Below are 7,156 nucleotides of genomic sequence, written 5' to 3' on the forward strand. Positions count from 1 at the left end.
CACACCGCATTCCCCTTCCCCCCACCGCACTCAAGGGCCGGGCTGCAGTTCTCGCCGTCGCCGCAGGTGCGGTTGTCGCGGCAGGCCAGGCCGTCGTCAACGACGACTCACCCGCCGCAGTCGCCACCTCCGAGTACGCACTCGCCGCAGGTGAAGCACCCGCCGCTGCAGCAGTCGCGGCCACCACCACTCCACAGACCACCGAGATCGAAGCCGACTCGTCCAGCGCGACGCCGTCGGAGGCACCGCAGATTCTCAGCATCGCTGCGCCGGTGGATCTGAGCCAGTTCAACGACCTGCTCGCCAAGGGACAGCGGTTCAGCGAAGAGCGTGCCGCACGCGAAGCCGCTGCTCGCAGGCCGCTGTTCGCACTCCCGGCGCAGGGCACCTACACCTCCAACTTCGGCACCCGCTGGGGCGTTCTCCACGCCGGCGTCGACGTCGCCAATGCCATCGGAACTCCGATCTACGCCGTCGCCGACGGCAAGGTGATCGACTCCGGTCCGGCCGCAGGCTTCGGTATGTGGGTTCGCGTGCAGCACGCCGACGGCACGATCACCGTCTACGGCCACATCGACACCTCGACCGTCACTGTCGGTCAGGACGTCATGGCGGGCGATCAGATCGCAACCATGGGTAACCGCGGCTTCTCCACCGGCCCGCACCTGCACTTCGAGGTCCACCTTCCGGGCGAGGTCAAGATCGACCCGCTTCCGTGGCTCGCTTCCCGAGGAATCTCCCTCGGCCCCGAAATGGACTGAATTCTCCTTCATCGCACAACAAGCCGGACCCCGCTTTCGCAGGGCCCGGCTTTTTCGTGTACCGAAAAGCTCAGAGCTTGGTCATCGGGACGCCGCCGATGAGCATCATCTTCACGCGGCCGGCCGAACCGAAGTCGATCAACACCATCGCCTTGACTCCGGCACCGGTCGATTCCAGCACCGTGCCCAGGCCGTACTTGTCGTGGCTGACTCGATCGCCCACGGCGAGAACGAGGTTGGAGTTGCGCCCCTTGGCGGCACCGAAACTCGGAGTCGAACTCTGACCGCGATTCGAGGACCCGCCGTAGCTGCCCGAGCCGTAACTGTTCGAGCCGTATCCGCCACCCGAGCCATAACTGCCGGATCTGCCCCCGCCGATGGCTCGGCCTCCCCCGGTGCCCGGATCCTCGCGTCGCCAGTCGATCAGGTGCTGCGGAACTTCTTGCAGGAAGCGCGATTCCGGGTTGGCGATGGGCTGGCCCCATGCCGAGCGCATGATGGCGCGCGTGAGGTAGAGCCGCTGCCGCGCCCGCGTGATGCCCACGTACGCCAGGCGTCGTTCCTCGGACAGTTCGTTGGGGTCGCCGAGCGCCCGCATGTGCGGGAATTGGCCGTCCTCCCAACCCGTCACGAAGACCACCGGGAATTCCAGACCCTTGGCGGTGTGCAGCGTCATCAGGGTGACGACGCCGGTACCCGAATCGGGGATCTGATCGGTGTCGGCCACCAGCGATACCCGTTCGAGGAACGCCGCGAGCGAGCCCGGCTCGGCCAACCCGTCGACGCCACCGTCCTCGTCGCCGTTCTCGTCGTCCCCGGTTTCGAGAGCTTCCGCAGCCACTGCGGCCTGGTTGCGCGCCTCGGAAGTGAATTCCCGTGCGACGCTGACGAGTTCGTTGAGGTTGTCGAGGCGAGCACCGTCCTGCGGATCGCTGCTGGCTTCGAGTTCGGCGCGGTAGCCGGTGCGGTCGAGAACGGCTTCGACGACATCGCCGATGTCTGCGATGTCGTTGCCGTCCCCGTCGGTCGCGGTGAGCACTGCACGTAGTTCGTCGAGCAACTCCATGAACTGTGCGATCAACTTCTGCTGCCGCGAGTTGAGCAACGCCACCTTGCCCGCGGCCGCGTCGTGCAACGCGCGCGAGAAGCTGATGTCGCGCTGCTCGGCGTGCACGGCGACACAGGCCTCGGCACGGTCGCCGATCCCCCGGCGGGGAGTGTTGAGGATGCGCCGCATGCTGACGGTGTCGTCCTCGTTGGACAGCACGCGCAGGTATGCGACGAGGTCACGTACTTCCTTGCGCTCGTAGAATCGGACGCCGCCGACGACCTTGTACGGCAGTCCGAGTCGGATGAAGATCTCTTCGAGCGCACGCGAGGAGTTGTTGGTTCGGTAGAAGACGGCCACCTCGTCGAAGCGCACGTCTCCGCCGTCGACCAGTCGGTCGATCTCCGAGGCCACGAACGACGCCTCGTCGTGTTCGTTGTCGGCGACGTAACCGACGATCAACTCGCCCTCGCCGGTGTCGGTCCACAGCTTCTTCTCGCGTCGGCCGATGTTGCGCGAGATCACCGCGTTGGCGGCCGAGAGGATGTTCTGCGTCGATCGGTAGTTCTGCTCGAGCAGGATGGTCCGCGCGTCGGGATAGTCGCGCTCGAATTCCTCGATGTTGCGGATCGTGGCACCACGGAATGCGTAGATGGACTGATCCGCGTCGCCCACCACACAGAGCTCGCCCGGCGCGACGGTGCCCTCGAGTGCGCCGTCGGCGTCGGGGGTACCGACCAGTTCGCGGACCAGCATGTACTGGGCGTGGTTGGTGTCCTGGTACTCGTCGACCAGAACGTGTCGAAACCGGCGTCGGTAGTACTGCGCCACCTGAGGGAAGGCCTGCAGAATGCCCACCGTCTCGCCGATGAGGTCGTCGAAGTCCATGGCGTTGGCTGCGCGCAGCCGCTGCTGGTATTTGCCGTAGACCTTCGCCACCAGCCGCGGCAGCTCTGCGGGATCACCGTCGGCGTCCTCCGCCGCCTTGTCGGGGCCTATCAGCTCGTTCTTCAGGTTCGAGATCGCCGTCGAGAGCAGCCGCGCCGAGAACTTCTTGGTGTCGATCTGCATATCCTTGGAGATCATCGTCAGCAGTCGCCGAGAGTCATCCGCGTCGTAGATGGAGAAGTTCGAGTTCAGACCGGGCAGCAGCGCAGCCTGCGCGCGCAGAATCCGCACGCAGCTCGAGTGGAACGTCGAGACCCACATGGCGTTCGCTTGCGGTCCCACGAGTCCGGCGACTCGCTCGCGCATCTCGCAGCAGCCTTGTTGGTGAACGTGATGGCCAGCACCTGGCCGGGTGACACTCCTCGCTCGGCCAGCAGATACGCGATGCGACGCGTCAGCACCGCCGTCTTGCCCGACCCGGCTCCGGCCACGATGAGCAGCGGAGATCCGGTGTGCACGACGGCCTCACGCTGCTGAGGATTGAGCCCTTCCAGCAGTGCGTCGGACGAGGTGTTCTGTCGGGACTGGAGGCCCTGGAGGAATGTGTTCATCGTGTGGTCAGGTTACCGGCGCGTACCGACAAACCCACATCCCGTGGTCGTCGGCCGAACCGACGACTTTTCAGGAGGGTTGACCCGTGGCACACTGGATCGGTGATCGAAAAAACCGTACGTCATCGCCTGCATCGGGTCGGCCGTTGTTCGGCCGCGCGTGCAGGAGCCTGTCGATAGACGCAACGCCCGGTTCCGGACGGGAACCGAACGATCGGCGATGCAGTTCCGAATACGAAAGGCGTAACGGTGACGGACGACGCAACGATCCAAGATGTGACCCGAGGAGAGACGATGGCCATGACGACGAAGATCGACTCAGAGACCGCATTGCCCACCAGCGAAGCCGAGATCAACGACCTGCGTCAGGAAATCGACCGCCTCGATGCCGAGATCCTCGCCGCAGTGCGACGTCGTTCCGAGGTCTCGCAGATCATCGGGCGCACCCGCATGGCCTCCGGCGGACCGCGCCTGGTTCACAGCCGTGAGATGAAGGTTCTCGAGCGTTTCAGCAGCTTGGGCCAGGAAGGCCACACGCTGGCCATGCTCCTGCTCCGTCTCGGCCGCGGTCGTCTCGGCCACTGATTCCACCCCGGGTCGGGCGCGCCGTGTGCGCACCCGACCTGCGTTCGTTCACTTCAGAGCGATGTACTTGGTCTCGAGGTACTCCTCGATACCCTCGGATCCGCCTTCACGGCCGAATCCCGATTCCTTCACCCCACCGAACGGCGCAGCCGCGTCCGAGATCACTCCGCGGTTGACGCCCACCATGCCACTGTCGATGGCGTCGGCCACCCGTAGCGCACGATCGAGACTCTCCGTGTAGATGTACGACGCCAAGCCGTACTCGGTGTTGTTGGCTGCGTCGATACCTTCCTGCTCGGTGTCGAAGCCGACGATCGGAGCCACCGGCCCGAACACCTCTTCCTTCAGGATTCTCGCCTCGGCAGGCACCTCGGTGAGGACGGTCGCCGGGTAGAAGTAGCCGTCGCCGCCCGGCGCTGTGCCCCCGAGCGCCACCGTCGCGCCCTTGGCCACCGCGTCGTCGACCAGCTCCTGCACGGTCTCGAGCTGATCGGCGTTGATCAGCGGTCCGAGCTTCGTATCGGGGTCGACGCCGGGGCCGAGCTTCATCTCGGTCATCTTCGCCACGAGTTTGGTGGTGAACTCCTCGCGCACGCTGTTGTGCACGTGCAATCGGTTCGCCGCGGTGCAGGCCTCTCCGCCGTTGCGCATCTTCGCGAGCATCGCACCGTCCACCGCGTCGTCGATGTTCGCGTCGTCGAACACCACGAACGGTGCGTTGCCGCCGAGCTCCATCGAGGTGCGCAGCAGCCGGGTCGCGGACTTCTGGACGAGAGACTTGCCGACGCCCGTCGAGCCGGTGAAGGTGAGTTTGCGCATCCGCGGATCCTCGATGAGGGGTCCGGTGACGTCGCCGGACTTCGACGTCGTCAGCACCGAGAGCACACCTTCGGGCAAGCCGACCTCGTCGAAGATCTGAGCCAGCAACAGCATCGTCAGTGGGGTCTCACGAGCGGGCTTGACGACGATGGTGCAGCCGGCGGCCAGAGCGGGCCCGATCTTTCTGGTACCCATCGCCAACGGGAAGTTCCACGGGGTGATCGCCAGTACCGGCCCCACCGGCGCCTTGGTGACGAGGATTCGTCCATTGCCCGCCGGGGCCGGGGTGTAGCGACCGCCGATGCGTACTGCCTCCTCGGCGAACCAGCGAAAGAACTCGGCACCGTACTTCACCTCGGCCTTGGATTCGGCGAGGGCCTTACCCATCTCCAGGGTCATCAGCAGCGCGATGTCGTCGGCGCGTTCGGTGACCTTCTCGAATGCCGCTCGAAGAATTTCGCTGCGCTCGCGGGCAGGTGTTGCCGCCCAGCTCTTCTGCGCCGCTGCGGCTGCGTCGAGCGCCTTCATCGCGTCGGCAGGCGATGCGTCGGCCACCTCCGTCAGGGGCCGCCCGGTGGCCGGATCGTTCACCGGGAACGTCTTACCTCCTTCGGCGTCGACGGCCTTTCCGCCGATCCACAGTTTTGCCGGAATCGAATCGATCAATGCACGTTGGTCCATACCGTCCATGATGCCTCCGCAGCGCCCGACGCAAACGAGAACGACGCGCGCGCGGTGCCGCCCCGCATTAGTGTTGGCTCGTATGAGCGTCGATATCACCGGCACGGATGCCTGGCAGAAGCTGACCGATCACCATTACGCGATTGCCGATACTCATCTTCGAACTCTGTTCGCCGATGACGCCGACCGAGGTCGTACGTTCACCCTCGAGGCCGCGGACCTGCACATCGACTACAGCAAGCACCGCATCACCAGTGAGACCCTCGCATTGCTCGTCGAACTGGCCCGTACCGCCGATGTCGAAGGCAAGCGCGACGCCATGTTCGCGGGCGAGCACATCAACACTTCCGAGGACCGCGCCGTTCTGCACACCGCGCTGCGTCTGCCGGCCGACGCTTCCCTGACCGTCGACGGCCAGAACGTGGTTGCCGATGTACACGAAGTCCTCACGGCCATGGGCGAATTCACCGATCGAGTGCGTTCGGGCGAATGGGTCGGTGCCACGGGCGAGAAGATCTCCACCGTCGTCAACATCGGCATCGGCGGATCCGACCTCGGACCGGTCATGGTCTACAACGCGCTCCGCCACTACGCGGACGCCGGGATCTCCGCGAAGTTCGTCTCGAACGTCGACCCCGCCGATCTGGTCGGTGCACTCGACGGACTCGACCCCGCGTCGACGCTGTTCATCATCGCGTCCAAGACGTTCTCCACCCTCGAAACGCTGACGAACGCGACCGCGGCCCGGCGCTGGCTCGTCGATGCGCTCGGTGAGGACGCCGTCGCCAAGCACTTCGTCGCCGTGTCCACCAATGCCGAGCGGGTTGCGGATTTCGGTATCGACACCGCCAACATGTTCGGTTTCTGGGATTGGGTGGGCGGACGCTACTCCGTCGATTCGGCAATCGGGTTGTCGGTCATGGCCGTTGTGGGCAAGGAAGCGTTCGGCGAGTTCCTCGACGGCTTTCATCGCATCGACGAGCACTTCCGCACCACACCGCTGGCCGAGAACGCGCCGGTTCTGCTCGGCCTCGTCGGCCTGTGGTACAGCTCCTTCTTCGGCGCGGAAACCCGTGCGGTGCTGCCGTATTCGAATGACCTCTCCCGTTTCGCGGCGTACCTGCAGCAGCTGACGATGGAGTCCAACGGCAAGTCCGTCAAGGCCGACGGATCCCCCGTCACCACGCCGACCGGCGAGATCTTCTGGGGCGAGCCGGGCACCAACGGCCAGCACGCCTTCTACCAATTGCTGCACCAGGGAACACGTTTGGTGCCTGCGGACTTCATCGGATTCGCCGAACCCACCGACGATCTGCCCACCCGCGACGGCACCGGCTCGATGCACGATCTGCTGATGAGCAACTTCTTCGCCCAGACCAAAGTGCTCGCATTCGGCAAGACCGCCGAGGAGATCGCCGCCGAGGACACTCCGGCAGATGTGGTGCCGCACAAGGTGATGCCCGGCAACCGTCCGTCCACCTCGATCCTCGCCCCCAAGCTCACGCCGTCGGTGGTCGGCCAGTTGATCGCCCTGTACGAGCACCAGGTGTTCGTCGAAGGCGTCGTCTGGGGAGTCGACTCCTACGACCAGTGGGGCGTGGAACTCGGCAAGACTCAGGCACTCGAACTGACGCCGGTACTCACCGACACCGAAGCTCCTGCCACGCAATCGGATTCATCCACCGACGCACTGGTGCGCTGGTACCGCTCGCAGCGGGGTCGTTCGGTCTAGGGGCCACTCCGTCGCGAATCAGCTCCCCACT

At 65.2% G+C, this 7,156-nt stretch carries 4 protein-coding genes and 1 pseudogene; 3 read left to right on the forward strand and 2 right to left on the reverse strand.

Going from position 1 to position 7,156, the window contains the following annotated elements:
* Window positions 1-761: M23 family metallopeptidase (locus RHBS_RS21705; protein ID WP_145977563.1), on the forward strand; the 761-nt coding region annotated here is incomplete at its 5' end.
* A 70-nt stretch (window positions 762-831) separates the two neighbouring features.
* Here RHBS_RS21705 and pcrA read toward each other — a convergent pair.
* Window positions 832-3,254: pseudogene (gene pcrA / locus RHBS_RS21710) on the reverse strand (DNA helicase PcrA).
* 348 nt (window positions 3,255-3,602) lie between these two features.
* Between pcrA and RHBS_RS21715 the strand changes: the two are divergent.
* On the forward strand, window positions 3,603-3,893 hold the full coding sequence (locus tag RHBS_RS21715) for a chorismate mutase (RefSeq protein ID WP_032396247.1): 291 nt from the start codon (window positions 3,603-3,605) through the stop codon (window positions 3,891-3,893).
* A gap of 48 nt (window positions 3,894-3,941) precedes the next feature.
* Here RHBS_RS21715 and RHBS_RS21720 read toward each other — a convergent pair whose 3' ends face one another.
* Window positions 3,942-5,393, reverse strand: coding sequence for an NAD-dependent succinate-semialdehyde dehydrogenase (locus RHBS_RS21720; RefSeq protein WP_128646408.1), 1,452 nt, complete (start codon window positions 5,391-5,393; stop codon window positions 3,942-3,944).
* An 82-nt stretch (window positions 5,394-5,475) separates the two neighbouring features.
* On the opposite strand from RHBS_RS21720, the gene pgi reads away from it, so the two are divergent.
* Window positions 5,476-7,125 (forward strand): glucose-6-phosphate isomerase, encoded by a 1,650-nt coding sequence (gene pgi, locus RHBS_RS21725; protein ID WP_128646409.1) that lies wholly within the window; start codon window positions 5,476-5,478, stop codon window positions 7,123-7,125.
* The last annotated feature ends 31 nt before the right edge of the window (window positions 7,126-7,156 follow it).

The organism is Rhodococcus sp. BS-15, assembly GCF_000813105.1.
Lineage (GTDB): Bacteria > Actinomycetota > Actinomycetes > Mycobacteriales > Mycobacteriaceae > Rhodococcoides.